Origin of the sequence: Curtobacterium caseinilyticum (assembly GCF_030363035.1) — a bacterium.
In the GTDB taxonomy this organism is placed as follows: Bacteria; Actinomycetota; Actinomycetes; order Actinomycetales; family Microbacteriaceae; genus Curtobacterium; species Curtobacterium caseinilyticum.
In genome coordinates, this window is record NZ_JAUCMN010000001.1 from 141,822 (window position 1) to 163,442 (window position 21,621).

General features: G+C 69.7%; 19 protein-coding genes. 9 read left to right on the plus strand and 10 right to left on the minus strand.

Translation table 11 applies throughout. The features are described from left to right. The first annotated feature begins 65 nt into the window (after positions 1-65). From secD to QUG93_RS00700, 4 genes are read left to right on the plus strand one after another with little or no spacing between them, the layout of a single operon-like run. Complete coding sequence (gene secD / locus QUG93_RS00685; RefSeq protein WP_289471709.1) at positions 66-1,817, plus strand: protein translocase subunit SecD; 1,752 nt, start codon at positions 66-68, stop codon at positions 1,815-1,817. Then, positions 1,817-2,821: a protein translocase subunit SecF gene (gene secF, locus QUG93_RS00690; RefSeq protein ID WP_289471710.1), complete on the plus strand. Its 1,005-nt coding sequence runs from the start codon at positions 1,817-1,819 to the stop codon at positions 2,819-2,821. The genes secD and secF overlap by 1 nt, the downstream gene beginning before the upstream one ends. Further along, complete coding sequence (locus tag QUG93_RS00695) at positions 2,821-3,198, plus strand: rhodanese-like domain-containing protein (protein WP_289471711.1); 378 nt, start codon at positions 2,821-2,823, stop codon at positions 3,196-3,198. The genes secF and QUG93_RS00695 overlap by 1 nt, the downstream gene beginning before the upstream one ends. A 57-nt stretch (positions 3,199-3,255) precedes the next feature. Next, positions 3,256-5,613: a RelA/SpoT family protein gene (locus QUG93_RS00700; RefSeq protein ID WP_289471712.1), complete on the plus strand. Its 2,358-nt coding sequence runs from the start codon at positions 3,256-3,258 to the stop codon at positions 5,611-5,613. Here QUG93_RS00700 and QUG93_RS00705 read toward each other — a convergent pair. From QUG93_RS00705 to deoC, 3 genes are all read right to left on the minus strand, one after another. Then, the gene (locus QUG93_RS00705; protein ID WP_289471713.1) at positions 5,600-6,151 is read right to left on the minus strand and encodes a type IV toxin-antitoxin system AbiEi family antitoxin; all 552 of its coding nucleotides are present in this window, start codon (positions 6,149-6,151) and stop codon (positions 5,600-5,602) included. The genes QUG93_RS00700 and QUG93_RS00705 overlap by 14 nt on opposite strands. Before the next feature lie 143 nt (positions 6,152-6,294). Next, complete coding sequence (locus QUG93_RS00710) at positions 6,295-7,248, minus strand: ROK family protein (RefSeq protein ID WP_289471714.1); 954 nt, start codon at positions 7,246-7,248, stop codon at positions 6,295-6,297. Between the two features lie 91 nt (positions 7,249-7,339). After that, positions 7,340-8,086, minus strand: coding sequence for a deoxyribose-phosphate aldolase (gene deoC, locus QUG93_RS00715; RefSeq protein WP_289471715.1), 747 nt, complete (start codon positions 8,084-8,086; stop codon positions 7,340-7,342). Between the two features lie 42 nt (positions 8,087-8,128). Here deoC and QUG93_RS00720 point away from each other — a divergent pair, with 42 nt between their 5' ends. From QUG93_RS00720 to QUG93_RS00735, 4 genes are all read left to right on the plus strand, one after another. Further along, complete coding sequence (locus QUG93_RS00720; protein WP_289471716.1) at positions 8,129-9,661, plus strand: SDR family oxidoreductase; 1,533 nt, start codon at positions 8,129-8,131, stop codon at positions 9,659-9,661. Further along, entirely contained in the window at positions 9,658-10,242 is a 585-nt protein-coding gene (locus QUG93_RS00725) for a GDSL-type esterase/lipase family protein (protein WP_289471717.1), read from the plus strand. The genes QUG93_RS00720 and QUG93_RS00725 overlap by 4 nt, the downstream gene beginning before the upstream one ends. Then, entirely contained in the window at positions 10,242-10,694 is a 453-nt protein-coding gene (locus tag QUG93_RS00730) for a DUF6804 family protein (RefSeq protein WP_289471718.1), read from the plus strand. The genes QUG93_RS00725 and QUG93_RS00730 overlap by 1 nt, the downstream gene beginning before the upstream one ends. 115 nt (positions 10,695-10,809) lie before the next feature. Next, a complete protein-coding gene (locus QUG93_RS00735) occupies positions 10,810-12,366 on the plus strand; it encodes a stealth conserved region 3 domain-containing protein (RefSeq protein ID WP_289471719.1) in 1,557 nt (518 codons plus the stop codon). A gap of 247 nt (positions 12,367-12,613) precedes the next feature. On the opposite strand, the gene QUG93_RS00740 is transcribed toward QUG93_RS00735, so the two are convergent. From QUG93_RS00740 to ctaE, 5 genes are all read right to left on the minus strand, one after another. Then, complete coding sequence (locus tag QUG93_RS00740) at positions 12,614-13,573, minus strand: phosphodiesterase (RefSeq protein ID WP_289471720.1); 960 nt, start codon at positions 13,571-13,573, stop codon at positions 12,614-12,616. Between the two features lie 168 nt (positions 13,574-13,741). Next, positions 13,742-15,436: a cytochrome bc1 complex cytochrome b subunit gene (qcrB, locus tag QUG93_RS00745; RefSeq protein ID WP_289471721.1), complete on the minus strand. Its 1,695-nt coding sequence runs from the start codon at positions 15,434-15,436 to the stop codon at positions 13,742-13,744. Next, positions 15,436-16,503: a cytochrome bc1 complex Rieske iron-sulfur subunit gene (gene qcrA, locus QUG93_RS00750; RefSeq protein WP_289471722.1), complete on the minus strand. Its 1,068-nt coding sequence runs from the start codon at positions 16,501-16,503 to the stop codon at positions 15,436-15,438. Before qcrA ends, qcrB begins: the two co-directional genes overlap by 1 nt. Before the next feature lie 33 nt (positions 16,504-16,536). Continuing rightward, positions 16,537-17,343 carry a cytochrome bc1 complex diheme cytochrome c subunit gene (qcrC, locus tag QUG93_RS00755; protein ID WP_289471723.1) on the minus strand — a complete coding sequence of 269 codons (807 nt, stop codon included), beginning with the start codon at positions 17,341-17,343 and terminating at the stop codon, positions 16,537-16,539. A gap of 21 nt (positions 17,344-17,364) precedes the next feature. Further along, a complete protein-coding gene (gene ctaE / locus QUG93_RS00760) occupies positions 17,365-18,003 on the minus strand; it encodes an aa3-type cytochrome oxidase subunit III (RefSeq protein ID WP_058727853.1) in 639 nt (212 codons plus the stop codon). Positions 18,004-18,073: 70 nt separating this feature from the next. On the opposite strand from ctaE, the gene trpD reads away from it, so the two are divergent. Continuing rightward, entirely contained in the window at positions 18,074-19,129 is a 1,056-nt protein-coding gene (gene trpD, locus QUG93_RS00765) for an anthranilate phosphoribosyltransferase (protein ID WP_289471724.1), read from the plus strand. A gap of 198 nt (positions 19,130-19,327) precedes the next feature. Here the strand turns inward: trpD and glpK are convergent, their stop codons facing one another. Next, positions 19,328-20,839 (minus strand): glycerol kinase GlpK, encoded by a 1,512-nt coding sequence (glpK, locus tag QUG93_RS00770; RefSeq protein ID WP_289471725.1) that lies wholly within the window; start codon positions 20,837-20,839, stop codon positions 19,328-19,330. A 44-nt stretch (positions 20,840-20,883) separates the two neighbouring features. After that, positions 20,884-21,609 (minus strand): MIP/aquaporin family protein, encoded by a 726-nt coding sequence (locus QUG93_RS00775; RefSeq protein ID WP_289471726.1) that lies wholly within the window; start codon positions 21,607-21,609, stop codon positions 20,884-20,886. Positions 21,610-21,621 lie beyond the last annotated feature (12 nt).

The window sequence follows — 21,621 nt, forward strand, 5'->3', positions numbered from 1 at the left end:
ACCCGGCGGCCACACCTCTGCCGCCGGCGTCGCCGTCGGTCCTGAACAGAAAGACGAGACGACCGGTGGCACGATCGACACCCGTCAAGAAGGCGCTGCGCTCGCTCACCTGGTTGGTGATCATCATGGCCGCCCTGGCAGGCCTGAACACCGCTGCGTCGGTGCTCGCTGCCAACAGCAAGGACGACACCGACAAGTGGTTCGCCGGCGCGAGCTGGGTCCCCGAGCTGGCGCTCGACCTGCAGGGCGGCACGCAGCTGACCCTCGCGGCGCAGAACACCGAGGGCGGGTCGGTCACCTCGCAGCAGTTGAACCAGGCGGTCAACATCATCCGCCAGCGCATCAACGCGACCGGCGTCTCCGAGTCCCAGATCAACACCCAGGGCACGAACAACATCGTCGTGTCGATCCCGGGCAAGCCCGACAAGGCGACGATCGACCGGATCGAGGCCGCGGCGAAGCTGACCTTCCGCCCGGTGCTCTACACCGAGGCCGCGACCGACTCCGCCGTCGGTGGGTCCGCATCCGCTTCGGCGTCACCGACGCCGTACTCGCCGCCCGCGTCGCTGCAGTCGACGCCGAGCGCGAAGCCGACGAACGGCAGCGACCTGTCGCAGGTCACGCCCGCACTGCAGGACCTCTACACGAACTACAACTGCAAGGCGCCGGACGACGTCACGACGGCTCCCGACGACGAACCCCTCGTCACCTGTGACCAGGACGGCGCCGCCAAGTACATCCTCGGCCCGGTCGAGGTCTCCGGGTCCGGCATCAGCAACGCGACCTCGGGCCTCGCCACCGACTCACAGGGCGCGACGACCGGGCAGTGGGCCGTCAACCTGACGTTCAAGGGCAAGAGCTCGGACGACTTCCGCGACGTCACCAGCCGGCTCGTCAAGCTCCAGCCGCCGCAGAACCAGTTCGCGATCGTCCTCGACGGCACCGTCATCACGGCGCCGGCGTCGAACGCCGCGATCACCAACGGCAAGGCGCAGATCACGGGCAACTTCACCGCCGAGTCGTCGAAGACCCTGGCTGACCAGCTGAAGTACGGTGCCCTGCCGATCAACTTCCAGGTGCAGTCGAACGAGAACATCTCGGCGACGCTCGGCACCGCGCAGCTCGTCGGCGGTCTCGTCGCCGGTCTGATCGGCCTGATCCTCGTCGTGATCTACTCGGTCATCCAGTACCGGGCACTGGCCTTCGTCACGGTCCTGTCGCTCGGTGTCGCCGCGGTGCTCACCTACCTGGTCATCGCGATCATGTCGTGGCGCGTCGACTACCGGCTGTCGCTCGCCGGCGTCGCCGGTCTGATCGTCGCGATCGGCATCACGGCGGACTCGTTCATCGTCTACTTCGAACGCATCCGTGACGAACTGCGCGACGGCCGCGGCCTCGAGAGCGCCGTCGAGTCCGGCTGGAAGCGGGCGCTCCGCACGATCCTGGCGTCCGACTCGATCAACTTCCTCGCGGCGGTCGTGCTCTACATCCTCGCGGTCAGCGACGTGAAGGGCTTCGCGTTCACGCTGCTCCTCACCACCCTGATCGACGTCGTCGTGGTCGTGCTGTTCACGCACCCGATGATGCAGCTCATCGCCCGCAGCCGGTTCTTCGGCGAGGGGCACAAGTTCAGCGGACTCGATCCGTCCGCCCTCGGCGCGGTCTACCGCGGTCGCGCGCAGTTCCGCGCGCCGGTCGTGGACGGCAAGCGTCAGCGCAGCGCGGGGGAGGCCCAGCGCCGCCAGACGATCGCAGAGCGGAAGGCCCAGCAGGCCTCCGGCGACAACGGCTCCACGCCGGACGGGAAGGACGACTGATGGCCAGCTTCAGCCAGTTCGGCAGCGACCTCTACACGGGCAAGCGCTCCTACGACATCGTCGGGCGTCGGAAGACCTGGTACCTCATCGCGCTCATCGCGATCGTGGTGTCCCTCGCGGTGCCGTGGCTCCGCGGCGGCTACCACCTCGGCATCGAGTTCACGGGCGGGTCCGAGTTCACCATCTCGGACGCGAAGGACCTCGACCAGTCGATCGCGACGCGCACGGTCGAGTCGATCGTCCCTGAGGGCATCCCGCGGGTCTCGCAGGTCGGGCAGGACGGCATCCGCGTCCAGACCGAGCAGCTGACCGATCGTGAGACCACCGAGGTGCAGGACGCCCTGGCCGAGGCGTACGGCGTCTCCGAGGACCAGGTCGCGTCGACGTACATCGGTGCCACCTGGGGTGCGGACGTCCTCGCGCAGGCGATCCGCGGACTCGTCATCTTCCTCGCCCTTGCCGCGGTGGTCATGGCCGTGTACTTCCGCACGTGGAAGATGTCCGTCTCCGCGATGGCCGCCCTGCTCCACGACCTGCTCATCACCGCCGGTGTCTACGGCATCGTCGGGCTCGAGGTCACCCCGGCCGCGGTCATCGGCTTCCTGACCATCCTCGGCTACTCGCTGTACGACACCGTCGTGGTCTTCGACAAGGTGCGGGAGAACACCGCGCAGGAGTCGCACCGCACCTTCGTGCAGTCGGTCAACCTCGCCGTCAACCAGACCCTCGTGCGCTCGATCAACACGTCGGTGGTCGCACTGCTCCCGGTCGCGGCGATCCTGTTCATCGGCTCGTACGTGCTCGGCGCGGGCACGTTGCGGGACATCTCCCTCGCGCTGTTCATCGGCATCATCGTCGGCACCTACTCGACGATCTTCATCGCGTCGCCGATGTACGCCCACCTGCGCGAGAACGAGCCCAAGGTCAAGGAGGCCGACGCGAAGAAGACGCGTGCGGCCGAGAAGCGTCAGCGCGAGGTCGACGCCGCGGCCGAGGTCGCCTGATGGCGATCGAGGTGCACGACGTCGACGTCGCCGAGGCGCGCCGTCGCCTCGATGCGGGTGCCCGGCTGTTCGACGTGCGCGAGCAGGGGGAGTGGGACGACGTCCACGCGCCCGAGGCCACCCTCGTGCCGATGTCGGAGCTCGTCGCACGCTGGCAGGAGATCGACGGGGGCGACCAGCCCGCGATCGTCGTCTGCCACTCCGGGGCGCGGTCGGCCCGGGTGGTCGCCGCCCTCGAGCAGTCGGGGGTGCCCGCGGTCAACCTGACCGGCGGCATGGTCGCGTGGGAGCAGGCGGGCCAGCCCGTCGTGCACGGCGGCGCAGCCGACGGTGCCCACGGACACGACGCCCACGGCGAACCGCGTCACGAGCACTGACCGGACACGCGTAGGCTTGCCGGACCGTACCCGGACAGCGGTCGCAGGAGGCGCACCATGACGGACACCCGTGAGTCCTCGCCGCAGAACGCATCGACGCAGGGCGCCCCGGTGCCCAGCGCGAGCCGTCCCGGTTCCGCGCCACGTCCCTCCAGTCCGTTGAACGCAACGACCACCGGGAACCTCGGATCCCTGCGGTCGCTGCTGCCGCGCCTGTTCTCGCGGGCGCAGCCCGCCGGTGCCGTGGACACGCTCATCCGGACGGTTCGTTCGCACCACCCGAAGGCCGACGTCACGCTCATCGAGCGGGCGTACTCGGTGGCGGAGCGCGCGCACGACGGGCAGAAGCGCAAGTCGGGGGAGCCGTACATCACGCACCCCGTCGCGGTCGCGCAGATCCTCGCCGACCTCGGCATCGGCACGATCACCATCGCCGCGGCGCTCCTGCACGACACCGTCGAGGACACCGACTACCAGCTCGACGAGCTGCGTGCCGACTTCGGCGACGAGATCGCGATGCTCGTCGACGGCGTCACCAAGCTCGACAAGGTCAAGTACGGCGACAGCGCCCAGGCCGAGACCGTCCGCAAGATGGTCATCGCGATGTCCAAGGACATCCGTGTCCTGGTCATCAAGCTCGCCGACCGTCTGCACAACGCCCGCACATGGGGCTTCGTCGAGTCCGCCTCCGCCACGCGCAAGGCGAAGGAGACGCTCGAGATCTACGCGCCGCTCGCACACCGGCTCGGCATCCAGATGATCAAGCTGGAGCTCGAGGACCTGTCGTTCGCGGTGCTGCACCCCAAGCTCTACGTCGAGATCGACAGCCTGGTCAAGGAACGCCAGCCGAAGCGCGAGCAGTTCGTGCAGAACGTCATCGGCACGCTCAAGAAGGACCTGAAGGCCGCGAAGGTCCGCGGCGAGGTCATGGGACGGCCGAAGCAGTACTACTCGATCTACCAGAAGATGATCGTCCGCGGGCGCGAGTTCGACGAGATCTACGACCTGGTCGGCATCCGGGTCCTCGTGCCGACGGTGCGCGACTGCTACGCGATGCTCGGTTCGGTGCACGCGCGCTGGACGCCGCTGCCCGGCCGCTTCAAGGACTACATCGCGACGCCGAAGTTCAACCTGTACCAGTCGCTGCACACCACCGTGCTCGGCCCACAGGGCCGTGCGGTCGAGATCCAGATCCGCACGCACGAGATGCACCAGCGCGCCGAGTTCGGCGTCGCCGCACACTGGAAGTACAAGCAGCGTGCCGCCGGACGGGATGCCGACACGGTGACGTCCACCGACGACCAGGACATGGCGTGGCTCGCGCACATCACCGACTGGCAGGCCGAGACGAGCGATCCGGGGGAGTTCCTCGACTCGCTGCGCTACGAGATCGGCGCGAAGGAGACCTACGTCTTCACCCCGCAGGGCAAGGTCATCGGCCTGCCCGCCGGCGCGACTCCCGTCGACTTCGCCTACGCCGTGCACACCGAGATCGGGCACCGCACGATGGGTGCCAAGGTGAACGGGCGGCTCGTGCCGCTCGAGAGCACGCTGTCGAGTGGTGACGTCGTCGAGATCTTCACGTCGAAGAACCCCGACTCCGGCCCGAGTCAGGACTGGCTGACCTTCGTGCGCAGCCCGCGGGCGCGCAACAAGATCAAGCAGTGGTTCACGAAGGAGCGCCGCGAAGAGGCGATCGAGCAGGGCCGTGACGCGATCGCCCGGGCGATGCGCAAGCAGAACCTGCCGCTGCAGCGCATCATGAGCCAGGACTCGATCGCCGAGGTCGCCTCGTCGATGCGGTACGACGACGTCTCGGCGCTCTACGCCGCCGTCGGCGAGGGCCACGTCTCGACGCAGTCCGTGATCGAGAAGGTGCTCGGCAACGTCCAGGCCGAGACGGAGACCGACGAGCCCGAGCTCGCCTTCCCGCGCCAGGTCACGAGCCGCCAGCTCCGGAACAGCGACAGCGGTGTGCTCGTCCGCGGGGCGCCGGACATCCTGGTGAAGCTCGCGAAGTGCTGCACGCCTGTACCCGGCGACCAGATCGTCGGCTTCATCACCCGTGGGCAGGGCGTCTCGGTCCACCAGGCGTCGTGCACGAACGTCAAGTCGCTGATGAACGAGCCGGACCGGATGATCGAGGTCGAGTGGGCCCCGTCGTCGAAGTCGGTGTTCCTCGTGCAGATCCAGATCGAGGCGCTCGATCGCTCCGGGCTGCTCAGCGACGTGACCCGTGTGCTCACGGACCACCACGTGAACATCCTGTCGGCGACGGTGTCGACGTCCTCCGACCGGCTGGCGCTCAGTCGGTTCGTGTTCGAGATGGGCGACACGACGCACCTCGACCGGGTGCTCAACGCGGTGCGCCGGATCGACGCGGTCTACGACGTCTACCGGGTCAGCGCGGGTTGAGCGTCGTCACCCGGTCGAAGCGCCGGGCGGCCTGACGCGCCATCGGGATCGTGCCGAGCGCGTCGAGGCGCGCCCGGACATCGCCGGCGGAGACGACACCGGCGCCGAGCAGACCCTGCAGGGCGGTGATCGCGCCCGGCTCGGACGTCCCGGGCGCTCGGAGCAGGTCGACGGCGGTCCGCAGTGGCGTCGTGACACGCACGCCGTCCAGGTCGACGACGTCGCTCGGGTCGAGGCGCACCTCGCGCAGCCGGACGTCGGCGTCGACCCGCACCCGGATGGTCGGGGGGATGCTCACCTCCGACACGGCCGGCGGACGCGAGGTCCCTCCCCAGATCCACGCAGCCGAGCGACCGCTCGCGACCAGGCGTCGGTCGGGTAGGCCCCACGCGTGTGCTGCGGCTCGGAGCGCGGGGAGCTGTGGTTCGGCAGGGGAGGCCCAGCACTGCCCGACGGGGACGAGCTCGCCGGCGAGCACCGCGGCGCGCAGTTCCGCCTCCGGCCAGTCGTCGCTGGTCAGCAGGTGGGGCGACGGCATCCCGCCATCCTGCCGGACACCCCACTCCGCCGCCCGGCCCTGTGGAGAGCGATCACCCTGGGCGACGCCGTCCAGCGCCGGGGCGGTGCAACGGACCAGCCAGCCAGCGGTCCAGCGGCTCAGCGGTTCCGCAGTCCAGCTGCTCAGCGCAGGACGTCGGCGCGGTGCACCAGCGCCGCCGCACCGATGAGCGGACCGTCCTGCGACAGGGCGGTCGGCACGATCCGCACCTTCGTCACGAAGCCGAACTCGACGCGTTCGGCAACGGCCTCGCGCGCGTACTCGAACAGGTCCGGCGTCACGTGCGAGAACCCGCCACCGATCGCCACGACCTCGAGGTCGACCAGGCTCGTCGCGGCCGCGATCGCCTGCCCGAGGGCACGGCCGCTGCGCCGCACGGCCGCGACCGCGACCGCATCGCCGGCCGCGTACGCCGCGGACAGCTCCTCGCCCGTGGTGCCGGCGAAGCCCTGACGCTGCGCCCACGCGACGGTCTTCGGGCCGCTGGCGATCGCCTCGAGGCAGCCGGTGCCGCCGCACGCGCACGGGTCGTCGAAGCCGCCGCACTCGACGTGGCCGATGTGCCCCGCGTTGCCGGTCGGTCCGCTGACGGTGCGGCCGTGCAGGATGAGCCCGCCGCCGACGCCCGTCGAGACGATCATGCCCATGACGTGGTCGGACCCCTGCGCAGCGCCCACCCAGTGCTCGGCGAGGGTGATCGCCAGGCCGTCCATGCGGAGTGTCACGGGCACGCCGTCCGGCACGAGGGCGGCGATGCGGTCGCGCAGCGGGTACCCGCGCCACACCGGCATGTTGAGCGGCGAGACGAGGCCGTGTTCCTCGTCCACCGGCCCGGCCGAACCGATCCCGACGCCGACCAGGGCGGCGTCGGCGGGCAGCGTGGCGAGCGTCGCGGTGACGACCTCGTCCACCGCCGCCTGCAGCTCGTCCGAGGTCCGCTGCGGGCCCGTGGGGTGACGGTGCCGTGTCCCGGCCACGACGACGCCCTGGTCGGTCACGAGGGCGGCTTCGACCTTGGTGCCGCCGAGGTCGACGGCGAGGGCGAGCAGGCTGGACTGCGGTGCGGTGGTGGACATGCTCGCTCCGATGCGGCGGTCTGGAGGCTCGGTGCGGTTCCCGGCGCGCGTCGCGTCCGGTGGGCACCGGCCCGGTGCTGGTTGGGTCGGGTCAGTAGGACGAGGAGTCGTCGCCGAGGGCGGACGCGGCCCCGGTCTCCGCGCGGTGCGCGAGCTCGTCGAGGATGCGGGCCGATGCGCTCGTGCCGATGCGGTTCGCACCGGCCGCGACCATCTCGAGCAGGGTGTCGAGGCCCCGGACCCCGCCGGACGCCTTCACGCCGGTGTCCGAGCCGACCGTTGCGCGCATCAGGCGGATGTGCTCGACCGTCGCGCCGCCGCCCGCGAACCCGGTGGAGGTCTTGACGAAGGCCGCCCCTGCGCGCTGGGCAGCGCGCGAGGCCGCCACGACCTCGTCCTCGGTCAGGAACGCGGTCTCGAGGATGACCTTCACGACGGTGTCGCCCGCGGCGTCGACGACCGCCCGCACGTCCTGCTCGACGCGGTCCCAGTCGCCCGACTTCGCCGCGCCGACGTTCTGCACCATGTCGAGCTCGAACGCGCCGTCCGCCAGGGCCTGCAGCGACTCGGCGACCTTCGCGGCGGTGGACGTGGTGCCGTGCGGGAAGCCGATCACCGTGCCGACGCCGACCCCGGTCCCCTGCAGGCGCTCCACGGCGTGCGCGACGTCGCTCGGACGGACACAGACGCTGAAGACGCGGTACGCGGCGGCCTCGTCGAGCTGGGCGTCGACGTCGGAGCGCGTCAGCTCCGGCTTGAGGATCGCGTGGTCGATGAGGGCCCGCACGGCATCGGCGGTGAGGGCCTTCGGGTCTCCGGGCAGCGCTGCGTTGTCCACCCGGCAAGCCTACCCGGAGGCGGGACGCGTACCGTGCCCAGCATGAAGGTCCTCGTCACCGGTGCCACCGGCTACATCGGCGGACGTCTCGTCCCCCGGCTCCTCGAGGCCGGACACGACGTCCGCGTCTTCGTCCGCACGCCCCGCAAGCTGCAGGACGTCCCCTGGCACGACGACGTCGAGATCGCCGAGGGGGACCTGCAGGACGGTGAGGCCGTCCGCGTCGCGGTGCAGGGCATCGAGGCCGTCTACTACCTCGCGCACGCCATGGGCGCGGACGGTGACTTCGAGCGCGCCGAGCGCGACGCCGTCGAGACGATGGCCCGTGCGGCCCACGACGCCGGCGTCCGTCGGTTCGTGTACCTCGGCGGGCTGCACCCCGAGGGCGAGCTGTCGAAGCACCTCAGGAGCCGCAAGGAGGTCGGCGACGTCCTGCTCGGCTCCGGCGTCCCGACGATCGCCTACCAGGCCGGCGTCGTGATCGGCTCCGGGAGCACCTCGTTCGAGATGATCCGGCACGTCACCGACGTCCTGCCCTGGATGCCCGCACCGCGCTGGGTCCGCAACCGCATCCAGCCGATCGCGGTCCGCGACGTGCTCTACTACCTCGTCCAGGCGCTCGAGATCCCTGCGGACGTCAACCGCACGTTCGACATCGGTGGCCCGGACGTGCTCAAGTACGGGCAGATGCTCAACGGCTACGCGGTCGAGGCGAAGCTGCCCCAGCGACGCTTCACCGTGCTGCCGGTGCTGACGCCGGGGCTCTCCGCCCACTGGTTCAACATCGTGACGCCGATCCCGCGCAAGCTGGCGACGCCGATCATCGAGTCCCTGCAGTTCGAGTGCGTCCAGCGCGAGCACGACATCGACGAGTACGTCCCGCGCCCCGAGGGCGGTCTGACCTCGTACCGCCGTGCCGTCCGGCTCGCCCTGACCAAGATGCGTTCGGGCGAGGTCGAGACGAGCTGGCGCAACGCGACCCTCGCCGCGACCTCAGCCGACCCGCTGCCGAGCGACCCCGACTGGGCCGGGCACACCGTGTACGTCGACGACCGCAAGCGGCACTCGAACGCGAGCGCCGAGGACGTCTGGCGCGTCGTGGAGTCGATCGGCGGTGAGAACGGCTGGTACTCGTTCCCCCTGGCGTGGGTCGCGCGTGGCTGGTTGGACAAGCTCGCGGGCGGTGTCGGCCTCAACCGGGGCCGACGGGACCAGCGCCGCCTGGAGCAGGGCGACGCGCTGGACTGGTGGCGGGTCGAACGGCTCGAGCGCGGGCGCTACCTGCGTCTGCGCGCCGAGTTCAAGTCGCCTGGTCGCGCGTGGTTGGAGATGACGGTCACGCCGAGCGACGACGGTGGGAGCGACTACCACCAGCGGGCGATCTACTTCCCGCAGGGCCTGGCCGGTCGGCTCTACTGGTACGGCATCCTGCCCTTCCACGGCGTCATCTTCCCCGGCATGGTCGAGCGCATCACCGCCGCCGCCGAACGGGAGTCACAGCACACGGAGTCGACGGGCCGGAACTGGACCCAGCAGAATGGGCACCAGGAACCGGCACACGAGGAGGCAGCATGACCACGGAACACCCCAGCGTCCTGTTCCTGGGCGACAGCATCACCGAGCAGGGTTCCTGGGACCAGTGGCTCCCGGGTGAGCGCACGAGCAACCACGGCGTCGGCGGTGACACCACCGACGGCGTCCTCGCCCGGCTCGACGCCGTGGTCGCCGAGCAGCCCGAGGTCATCGTCCTGCTCATCGGCACCAACGACTTCGGCAACCACCGCTCGAGCGTCGAACACGTCGTCCGCGGCGTCGAGTCGGTCCTCGTGACGCTCCGACGGGAGCTCCCCGGCGTCCGCCTGCTGCTGGTGTCGATCCTGCCGCGCCAGGCGGACTGGTGCGTGAAGATCGAGGAGGCCAACCGGCACCTCCGGCAGTTCGTCGCGACCTGCCACGCGCAGTACCTCGACCTGTGGCCGGCCCTCGCCGAGGAGGACCACCTGGCGGCGCGCTTCACCGAGGACGGTCTGCACCTCAACGACGACGGGTACCGTGCCGTGGTCGACGAACTCCTGCCGGCCCTCGAGCGGGTGCGGGGCCTGCCGCCGATGTCCCGCCCGATCCAGGCGATCGACCTCGAGGAGGCCGGCGCCTGATGCCGCGGAAGGGCCGGCCCCCGGCGGGCTCGTCGCTGCACGGCGTGCCGTCGAGACCGAGCGCCGGCGTCGCCCCATCGCCGTCCCGCGGGCCGTCGGCGACCGGTGGGACCCCGCCCTTCACCCGGCCCGCCCTCGCGCCGTCGCTGCTCGCGGCGGTGGTGCTGCTCGCCTGCGTCGCGATCGTCGACTCGTCCGGCTTCGTCTTCGCACGGTGGGGTGTCACGGTCCTGGCGCTCATCGTGCTGGTGTTCGCGGTCCGCGGCCGGTCCTGGTGGGCTGCGGTCCTGATGGCAGCCGTCGCCGTCTGCTGGAACCCCGTCGTCGTCGTGCCGGTCCCGGGTGAGGTGTGGGCGGCGTCGCAGGTCCTGGCAGCCGCGCTCTTCATCGTCGTCGGCATCCTCGTGAAGGTGCCGCGCGAGGCGGAGGCGGGGCGCGCCTCCCGGCGGTGACCGGCGTCCCGGCGCGAGCAGCCGGCCGCCGTCGGCCCGCGCGGTCCGCCTGCCCCGGCGGACGGTAGGATCGTAGGGTCGGGCAGTGGGCCCGACCACGACCCGAAGGGCATGGATGAGCCACGAGACCGAGCCGGCGACCGAGAGTCCTCTGCTGAACCCTCGACCGTCCTCCGGCGGTCTCGACCGTCCTGACGTCGTCGTCCGCAAGGGCCGCTTGACGCTGGTCAACGGGCACCTCACGCCCCAGCAGTCGATGATCGAGGACCTCTTGTTCCTCGACGACGCGCTCACCGCCGGTGACGTCGACCACCTGCTCATCCGCGGCAACGACCGCCGCCCGGTCATCGCCCTCGACGAACGCGACCGGCAGCGTGCCGAGAGCGCGGTCATGGCCGCCGCGGCGAACGAGCCCTTCTACGCGAAGCCGCCCGGCAAGCCCGCGGTCCTCGTCATCGACGACGGGCTCGGCTCCGTCGACGAGCCCGTGCTGCGGGTCTTCCGCCCGCGGCTCGAACCGCTGGGACGCCTGCGCTACGGCGCCGAGACGAGCGTGCAGCTCGAGTTCTGGCGGGTCACCGACACCGAGGTCCTCGCGCCCGTCGAGAACGCGCTCATGCGGCGGAGCCTGCCGATCGAGGAGTTCGTCCTCGTCGACATCGACCGCTACGGCCGCACCTGGCGCACGGTCGAGCACATGTTCGACGACCACGTCTCCGACATCCGCTTCCCGATCGACATCGTGTTCTCGTGGGTCGACGGCAACGCGGTGGAGTACCAGCGTGCGCGTCAGGCCGCCCAGGCGAACGCCGTGCTGGGCGAGGGCGACGACGCCCCCGCCCGGTTCCGCCAGATCGACGAGCTCAAGTACGCCCTCCGGTCCGTGCACACCTTCGCCCCCTGGATCCGGCAGATCTACATCGCCACGGACAGCCCGGCACCCGCGTGGCTCGCCGACCACCCGAAGGTGCGGATCGTGCGGAGCGAGGAGTTCTTCGCCGATCCGTCGGTGCTGCCCACGCACAACTCGCAGGCCGTCGAGTCGCAGCTGCACCACATCCCGGGCATCAGCGAGCACTTCATCTACTCGAACGACGACATGTTCTTCGGTCGCATGGTCGAGCCGTCGGTCTTCTTCAGTCCTGGCTCGGTGTCGAAGTTCATCCTCGCCACGACCCGCATCGGCCTGGGTTCGAACAACCCGGCGCGGAGCGGCTTCGAGAACTCCGCGCGCGTCAACCGCAGGCTGCTGCAGCAGCGGTTCGGCGCGGTGACGACCCGACACCTCGAGCACGCTCCGACCCCGCTCCGCGCGTCGATCATGACCGAGATGGAGCACGAGTTCGCGGCTGAGTTCCAGGCGACGGCGGCGTCGCGGTTCCGTGCTGCGGACAACATCTCCGTGACGAACTCGCTGTACCACTACTACGCACTGCTCACCGGGCGTGCGATCGTGCAGGAGAACGCCCCGGTGCGGTACGTCGACACGACGATGCAGTCCGGGCTCAAGGCGCTCGAGGACCTGCTCAAGAAGCGGAACGTCGACTTCTTCTGCCTGAACGACGGCAGCTTCCCCGAGGTCTCGGACGAGGAGCGCACGCGCCGCGTGACGGACTTCCTCGAGAAGTACTTCCCGTTCCCGGCGCCGTGGGAGCAGCCCACCGACCAGTGATGGCCGGTTGACGGCCGGTTGCCGGCCGGCCGGGGCCGGCCGGCCGGCCGTCGATGCCGACCGAGGCCGTCTGCTGAGTGAGCCGGTTCGGTCGATCCGAGCGCCGTCGCGCGACGGCTCGGGCCCGTCCGGCGCTCCGCTCACGGCATGTCGTACTCGGTCGGGCGGCGGACGGGCGGCACGGCTCGCCTCCGTCAGGTCCGTGACGCGGTGCGCCGCCTCGCTCGGGAGGGCGCGCGGCGTCGCGTCAGCGGCGGATGGGGGAGGTTGGCACCGCGTCGAGCGTGAAGACCGGGATGCTCGACGTGACCGGCGCAGGCTCGACCGCCGGCACGATCGTCACACCCGCGGCACGCAGGCGCGCCTCGGTCTGCTCCGAGGAGACCGGCTCGCCGACCGTCGCGTAGTGCCCGATCGGCACCACCGAGTGCACGACGTTGTTGCCGTACACGTGCACGAGGTTGAACGACTGCGCGCCGTCCTGTCCACGGGTCCCACCCTGGTACTCCGTCAGGTCCTGCGTGTAGCAGGTGGCGCTCGCGACCGACACCGGGACGCCGGCGAACACGGCACTCGTCGAGTAGTGCAGGTGTCCAGCGATGATCGAGATGACGTCCGAGCCCTCGACGACCTCGGCCAACGCGGCCTGGTCACGGAGTTCGACGAGCACCGCGAGGTCCTGCACGCTCGGCACGGGCGGGTGGTGCATGGCGAGGATGGTGCCGTGCGGCGCTGCCTCGGACAGGACCTCGGCCAGCCAGTCGAGCTGCGCAGGGGAGACCTCGCCGTGGTGGGCACCGGGCACGCTCGTGTCGAGCGTGATGACCCGCAGACCGTTGACGTCGTAGACGAAGTCGACAGGGCGGTCGGTGGGCTGCAGCCCGAACAGCTCCTGGCGGAACGCGCCGCGTTCGTCGTGGTTGCCCATCGCCCAGATGACCTGCGCACCGATCCGGCGTGCAGCGGGCTCGACGATGTCGCGGATCCGGACGTAGGCGCCGGCCTCGCCCTTGTCGGCCACGTCACCGGTGACCACGATGGCCTCCGGGCGGGTGCCGGAGGCCTCGATGTCGGCGATGATCGCTGAGAGCCGTGCTGCGGAGTCGACGTCGCCGTACAGGGCGCCGTCACCCGCCACGAGGTGGGTGTCGCTGAGGTGGAGGAGGAAGTGGTTCGGCCTGGGGTGTTCGGCCGTCCGGCTGTCCATCGGGTGCTCGTTCCGTTGGCGGATGCGTGGTGCAACACGTTGCCACACCGTCTGGGACGAGTCCAGCACGCCACTCTGAATGCGCGGTGAACCGACGGTGGCGGTCCGGCGACGACGAACCCCCCGTCCGGTCGGACGGGGGGTTCGGTCGTGCGGGGGAGCGAGCGCCTAGTGGTTGCCGGCCCCGAGCGCGGGAGCCTGGGCCTGGTGGTCGCCCTCCAGCTCCGGGCCGTGGTGCGCGGCGTGCGCGGCCTCGAGCTCCGCCTTCGTGACCGGCGCGATGCGGTCCTCGAAGAAGAAGCGGGAGAGGTTCGCACGGACCTTCTGCGCCCCGGTGATCCGGCCCTTGGCGTCCGGACGGATCATCAGCGGCTTGTACTCGTTGAACTGCAGGAGCTTCCAGCGCTCGTACTCGTCGAGCTGCTCGTGCACCTCGATGTACTCGCCGTGGGGGAGACGGACGATGCGGCCCGACTCGTACCCGTGCAGGACGATCTCGCGGTCCTTCTTCTGCAGCGCGAGGCAGACGCGCTTCGTGATCCAGAAGGCGACGAACGGGCCGAGGACCGTCGTGGCCTGGATGACGTGGATCACGTGCTCGATCGACACCATGAAGTGCGTGGCGATGATGTCCGACGAAGCGGCGAACATCAGGCTCAGGTAGAGCACGATGCCGGCAGCGCCGATGGCGGTCCGCGTCGGGGCGTTGCGCGGGCGGTCGGCCAGGTGGTGCTCACGCTTGTCCCCGGTCACCCACGCCTCGAGGAACGGGTACATGAGGATGGCGACGATGAGGCCCACCAGGACGGCGATCGGCACGAGGATGTTGAAGGACACCGTGTAGCCGAACCACACGACCTCCCAGTGCGGCGGAACCAGACGGAGCGCACCGTCGGCGAAGCCGATGTACCAGTCCGGCTGCGTACCCGCGGAGACCGGGGACGGGTCGTACGGGCCGTAGTTCCAGATCGGGTTGATCGTGAAGAGCGACGCGATCAGGGCGAGGATGCCCGCGACGATGAAGAAGAAGCCGCCTGCCTTCGCGGCGAACGCCGGGAGGATCGGCACACCGACGACGTTCTCGTTGGTCTTGCCCGGACCCGCGAACTGCGTGTGCTTGTTGATGACGACCAGCACGAGGTGGACACCGAGCACCGCGACGAGGATCGCCGGCAGCAGCAGGATGTGCAGCGTGTAGAGACGGCCGACGATGTCGGTACCCGGGAACTCGCCGCCGAAGAGCAGGTAGGCGATCCAGACGCCGATCACCGGGACGCCCTCGATCATGCCGACGATGATGCGGAGACCGTTGCCGGAGAGCAGGTCGTCGGGGAGCGAGTAGCCGGTGAAGCCCTCGGCCATGGCCAGGACCCAGAGCAGGAAGCCGAAGACCCAGTTCAGCTCACGCGGCTTGCGGAACGCGCCGGTGAAGAACACGCGCGCCATGTGCAGCATCACCGAGGCGACGAACAGCAGCGCAGCCCAGTGGTGGATCTGTCGGACGAACAGACCGCCGCGGATGTCGAACGAGATGTCCAGCGTCGACTGCAGCGCGGTGGACATCGCGACGCCCTTGAGCGGGACGTACGAGCCGTTGTAGACGACCTCGGTCATCGACGCCTGGAAGAAGAACGTCAGGAACGTCCCCGAGAGCAGGACGACGACGAAGCTGTAGAGCGCGACCTCGCCGAGCATGAAGCTCCAGTGGTCGGGGAAGATCTTGCGCCCGACCTCCTTCACGAGACCGGAGATGCTGGTGCGCTCGTCGATGTAGTTGGCGGTGGCCCCGATGAGGCGGGACCCACGCGTCGGCTCGGGCCGGGTGGCCGTCGTCGGCGCGCTGGTGGTGGTGGTGCTGGTCATCAGCGTTCACGCTCCCAGAAGGACGGTCCGACCGGCTCGTGGAAGTCGCTCTGTGCGACCAGGTAGCCGTCGTCGTCGATCGCGATCGGAAGTTGGGGGAGGGGACGTGCAGCCGGGCCGAAGATGACCTCGCAGTTGTTCGAGACGTCGAACGTCGACTGGTGGCACGGGCACAGCAGGTGGTGCGTCTGCTGCTCGTAGAGCGCGACCGGGCACCCGACGTGGGTGCAGATCTTGGAGTAGGCGACGATGCCGTCGTAGCCCCAGTCCTCGTGCCCCTTCGAGGGGTTGAGGTCCTTCGGGTCGAGACGCATGAGGAGGACGGAGGCCTTGGCCTTCTCCTCGAGCATGTGCTCGGAGTCGAGCATGCCGTCCGGGATAACGTGGAAGACCGAGCCGATGGTGACGTCCGAGGCCTTGATCGGCAGACCGGTCGGGTCCTTCGTCAGGCGCATGCCGGACTTCCAGAAGGTGTGACGCAGGAGCTCGTTCGGGTCCTCAGCCGGAGCGAGGTCGCGGACGAGGACGATGCCGGGGAGCGGGAAGGCTGCCAGGGCGCCGATCATCGAGTTGCGGATCAGCTTGCGACGGCTGAAGCCGGACTCCTTGTCGGCGAGCTGGAACGCCTCGACCGCCTTGGCGCGGGTCGCGTCGGTGCCGCGGGTACCGTGCCGCATCTCAGTGATCTCGCGGTCGACCACGAGCGACTTCGACCAGTACACGGCGCCGAGGCCGAGCGCGAGGAGCGCGAGGGCGATCGCGAGACCGAGCCAGAGGTTGCCGGCACGGACGGTGCCGAAGTCCTCGGGGTCGATCGGGAAGGCGATGTACGCCGCGATCGCGAGGACGCTGCCCACGATCGACAGGTAGAAGAACGTGGCGACCTGACGCTCGGCCAGGCGCTGCTTCTTCGGGTCGACGTCGGTGCGCCGAGCGCGGTGCGGCGGCTCACCCGGGTTCTCGAACGGGTCCGCGGCGACGACGGCGGTGCCGGCCGACGTGCTGGTCGTGCCGTGCTTCTCGACAGCCGAGGACGAGTTCAGTGCCTCGTCGTCGTGCTCTGCCATGGTGTTCCCTTCAGTGTCGTTCGACACGGACGATCAGTTGGACTTCGCGGTCAGCCAGACGGTCATCGCGACGACCGCACCGAGTCCGAAGATCCAGATGAACAGACCCTCTGCCACCGGGCCGAGGGAGCCGAGGGCGAACCCGCCCGGGGACTTGTTGTCCTGCACGTACTTCAGGTACGTGATGATGTCGGCCTTCTGCTCGGGCGTGAGGTTCAGGTCGTTGAACACCGGCATGTTCTGCGGGCCCGTGACCATGGCCTCGTAGATGTGCTTGCCGGACACGGTCTGCAGGTTCGGGGCGTACTTGCCCTCGGTCAGGGCTCCACCGGCGCCGGCCACGTTGTGGCACATGGCGCAGTTGATGCGGAAGAGCTCGGCACCCTCTGCAGCGTCGCCGTTCTTGCCGTCCGTCAGCTCGGAGGACGGGACCGACGGGCCGGGGCCGAGCGAGGCGACGTACGCGCCCATGGCGTCGACCTGCTCGTCGGTGAACTGGGCGGGCTTCTCCTCGGCCTGGGGGCCCTGGGCGGCCATCGGCATGCGACCCGTCCCGACCTGGAAGTCGACGGAGGCGGCACCGACGCCGATGAGGGACGGGCCCTCACCGGTGCCCTGGGCGTCGAGCCCGTGGCAGGTCGCGCAGTTCGAGGCGAAGAGCTTCTCGCCCTCGTTGACCTTCGACTGGCTGGACACCGCCGAGGTGGTGCTGTCGTCGGCGTTGGCCGTCGAGCTGAACAGCGCGTACGCACCGCCGGTGGTCATGAGACCCACGACGATGAGCGAGACGGTCGCCATCGGGGAACGGCGGCCCTTCTTGGACTTGCTTCTGGTGAACATGCGGTGGGGGCTATCCAGTTCCTACTTGAGAAGGTAGATGACGGCGAAGAGGCCGATCCAGACGACGTCGACGAAGTGCCAGTAGTACGACACGACGATCGCGGTGGTCGCTTCCTTGTGACCGAAGTTCTTGGCGGCGAAGCCACGGCCGAGGGTCAGGAGGAACGCGATGAGACCACCCGTGACGTGCAGGCCGTGGAAGCCGGTGGTCATGTAGAAGGCCGAGCCGTACGCGCTCGAGGAGAGCGTCACGCCCTCGTGCCAGAGGTTGGCGTACTCGAAGATCTGGCCGCAGACGAAGATCGCGCCCATGCAGTACGTGACGAAGAACCACTCCGTCATGCCCCAGTCCTTCGGGTTCCAGCTCGTGCGGTGCACCTGGAAGCGCTCCGCGGCGAAGACCGCGAACTGGCAGGCGAAGCTGGACAGCACCAGGATGATCGTGTTCACCGAGGCGAAGGGCACCTCGAGCTTGGCGGTCTCGGTCGCCCAGAGCTCGGGCGAGGTGCTGCGCAGCGTGAAGTAGATCGCGAACAGGCCGGCGAAGAACATGACCTCGCTGCCCAGCCACACGATCGTCCCCACGGCAACGGCGTTCGGCCTGTTCAGGACCGGACCGCTGGCGGATCTGGAGAGAGGGGTGCTAGTCACGTCCTCCATTATGGCCGAAACCACTGACAGTGTTTTCGCAGGACACTGGCGGGTCGTTCGAACTCAGTACGATCGAGCCATGTCGCCCACACTCTCCTGGCCAGCAGTCATCAGCTCGCTCATGGCGCGCGAGGACCTCTCGATCAGGCAGTCCACGTGGGCCATGGAGGAGATCGTGCAGGGGCGCGCGACCGCCGCCCAGATCGCGGCCTTCGCGGTGGCGCTCCGGGCGAAGGGCGAGACCGTCGACGAGGTCGTCGGGTTCCGCGACGCGATCCTGGACGCCGCCGTCCCGCTGGAGGTCGACCCGATGGCACTCGACATCGTCGGGACCGGTGGCGACGTCGTGGGGACCGTGAACGTGTCGACGATGGCCGCGATCGTGATCGCCGCCGCGGGCGTGCCGGTCGTGAAGCACGGCAACCGTGCCAGCTCGTCCAAGTCCGGATCGAGCGACGTGCTCGCCGCGCTCGGCCTCGACCTCACGATGGACGCCGCGCGTGTCGCGGACACCTTCCGGCGTGTCGGTCTGACCTTCGCGTTCGCCAGCGCCTTCCACCCTGGCTTCGCGCACGCCGCGCCGGTGCGCCGCGAGATCGGCGTCCCGACCGTGTTCAACTTCCTCGGTCCGCTCGTGAACCCCGCCCGGTGCGAGGCGAACGCGGTGGGCGTGGCGCAGCTCGAGCTCGTCCCGATCATCACGGGCGTGTTCCAGACCCGTGGGGCGACCGCGCTCGTCTTCCGCGGCGACGACGGCCTCGACGAACTCACCACGACCGGGCACTCGCACATCTGGGAGGTCACCGGTGGACGGGTGACCGAGCACGACCTCGACCCGCGTGACCTCGGCATCCCCCGGGCCCGCACCGAGGACCTGCTCGGCGGCGACCCGGCGCACAACGCCGCCGTGGTGCACCGCGTGCTCGCGGGGGAGACGGGACCGGTCCGCGACATCGTCCTGCTCAACGCCGCGGCAGGCCTGGTGTCCTTCCGCCTGGCCGAGGACCCGGAGCAGGCCGACCGCCCGATCCTCACCCGCTTCCGCGAGCAGCTCGCCGTCGCGGCCGAGGCGGTCGACTCCGGTGCCGGAGCGCGCAAACTGGCCGACTGGGTCGGCGCGGCGCCCGCGGTCTGACCCCGCGTCGAGGCCCGCAAGACGCAACGTCGGCGACTCCCCGCAGCACTGTTCCGCTGCGAGGAGGCGCCCTCGTTGCGTCTTGCGGGACCGGCAGGACCGCGGACCCCGCCACGCGCACCAGCGCAACGCACTGGAGGCGTGGTGCCGGTCCGTGGGACCGGAACCGCGCCTCCAGGCGGTCACCTCAGACGCGTGTCAGCGCACGTCCTCGTCGACCCAGTCGAAGGTCTTCGTGACGGCCTTCTTCCAGAGGCGCAGCGTGCGCTCGCGCTCCGCCGCGTCGAGCTGCGGCTCCCAGCGCTTGTCCTCCTGCCAGTTGGCGCGCAGCTCGTCGAGGTTGGCCCAGAAGCCGACGGCCAGGCCGGCGGCGTAGGCGGCGCCGAGGGCGGTGGTCTCCGCGACGACCGGGCGGACGACCGGCACGTCGAGGATGTCCGCCTGGAACTGCATGAGCGCGTCGTTCGCGGTCATGCCGCCGTCGACCTTGAGCTCGGTCAGGTCCACGCCGGAGTCCGCGTTGACGGCGTCCAGGACCTCGCGGGTCTGCAGCGCCGTCGCCTCGAGGGCGGCACGGGCGATGTGCCCCTTGTTGACGTAGCGGGTGAGACCGACGATGGCGCCGCGGGCGTCCGGACGCCAGTACGGCGCGAAGAGGCCCGAGAACGCCGGCACGAAGTACACGCCGCCGTTGTCCTCGACGGTCTTCGCGAGCGCCTCGACCTCGGGTGCGCTGCCGATCAGGCCGAGGTTGTCGCGGAGCCACTGGATGAGCGAACCCGTGACGGCGATCGAGCCCTCGAGTGCGTAGTGCGTCTCCTGGTCGCCGAGCTTGTACCCGACGGTCGTGAGCAGCCCGTTCTCCGAGCGGACGATCTCGGTGCCCGTGTTGAAGATGAGGAAGTTGCCGGTGCCGTAGGTGTTCTTCGACTCGCCCTGGTCGAACGCGGCCTGACCGAAGGTCGCGGCCTGCTGGTCGCCCAGGATGCCGGCGATCGGGACCTCGCGGAGGAGGCTCGACGACTCGACGTGGCCGTACACCTCGGAGGAGCTGACGATCTCCGGGAGCATCGACTTCGGCACCCCGAAGTCGGCCAGGATGTCGTCGCGCCACTGCAGCGTCTCGAGGTCCATGAACAGCGTGCGGGACGCGTTCGTGACGTCGGTCTTGTGGACGCCGCCGTCGGTGCCGCCGGTCAGGTTCCAGAGCACCCAGGTGTCGGTCGTGCCGAAGAGCAGGTCGCCCGCCTCGGCCTTCTCGCGAGCACCCTCGACGTTCTCGAGGATCCAGGCGATCTTCGTACCGGCGAAGTACGTCGCGAGCGGCAGGCCCACGATCGCCTTGTAGCGGTCGGTGTCGCCGTCGGCCAGCTCGTCGACGATCGACTGGGTGCGGGTGTCCTGCCAGACGATGGCGTTGTAGACGGCCTTGCCGGTGGTCTTGTCCCAGACCACCGCGGTCTCGCGCTGGTTCGTGATGCCGACCGCCGCGACGTCGTGGCGGGTGATGTCGGCGCGGGACAGGGCCTGGCCGATGACCTCGCGGACGTTGTCCCAGATCTCCGCCGGGTCGTGCTCGACCCACCCGGCGCGCGGGAAGATCTGCTCGTGCTCCTTCTGTCCGACGGACACGATCGAGCCGGAGTGGTCGAAGACGATGGCGCGCGTCGAGGTCGTGCCCTGGTCGATGGCGACGATGTAGTCGGCCATGGGTTCTCCTTGGGGTTGCGTTCGGTGTGGTGGACGGGTCGTCGTCAGGAGACGACGGGGAGCAGGAACGTCGAGGCGCCTGCGGCCAGGGCGGCACCGATGAGCGGGCCGACGACCGGGACCCAGCTGTAGGCCCAGTCGCTGGTGCCCTTGCCCTTGATCGGCAGGATCGCGTGGGCGATGCGCGGGCCGAGGTCACGGGCCGGGTTGATGGCGTAGCCGGTGGGGCCACCGAGCGAGACGCCGATCGCGATCACGAGGAAGGCGACGGGGACGGCACCGAGCTCGGCCGGGGCCTTGCCGTTCGTGATGCCGAGGATGACGAAGACCAGCACGAAGGTGCCGATGACCTCGGTGACGAGGTTCCAGCCGTAGCTGCGGATCGCCGGGCCGGTCGAGAACACGCCGAGCTTGGCGGCCGCGTCGGGCTCCTCGTCGAAGTGCTGCTTGTAGGCGAGCCAGACGATGACGGCACCGATGAACGCGCCGAGCAGCTGGGCGACCCAGTAGATGAGCATGGTGCCGAAGCTGATGTTGCCGAGCAGCATCTGCGCGAGGCTGACCGCCGGGTTCAGCTGGCCGCCGGACTTGTAGGACACGAGGACACCGGCGAAGACCGCGAAGCCCCAGCCGATCGTGACCATGAGGAAGCCGGCGCCGAAGCCCTTCGACTTCGTGAGCGAGACGGCGGCGACGACGCCGCCACCCAGGATGATGAGCAACGCCGTCCCGACGAGCTCTGACATGAAATTGACGCCGATGCCGTCCATCGGTGACCTCCA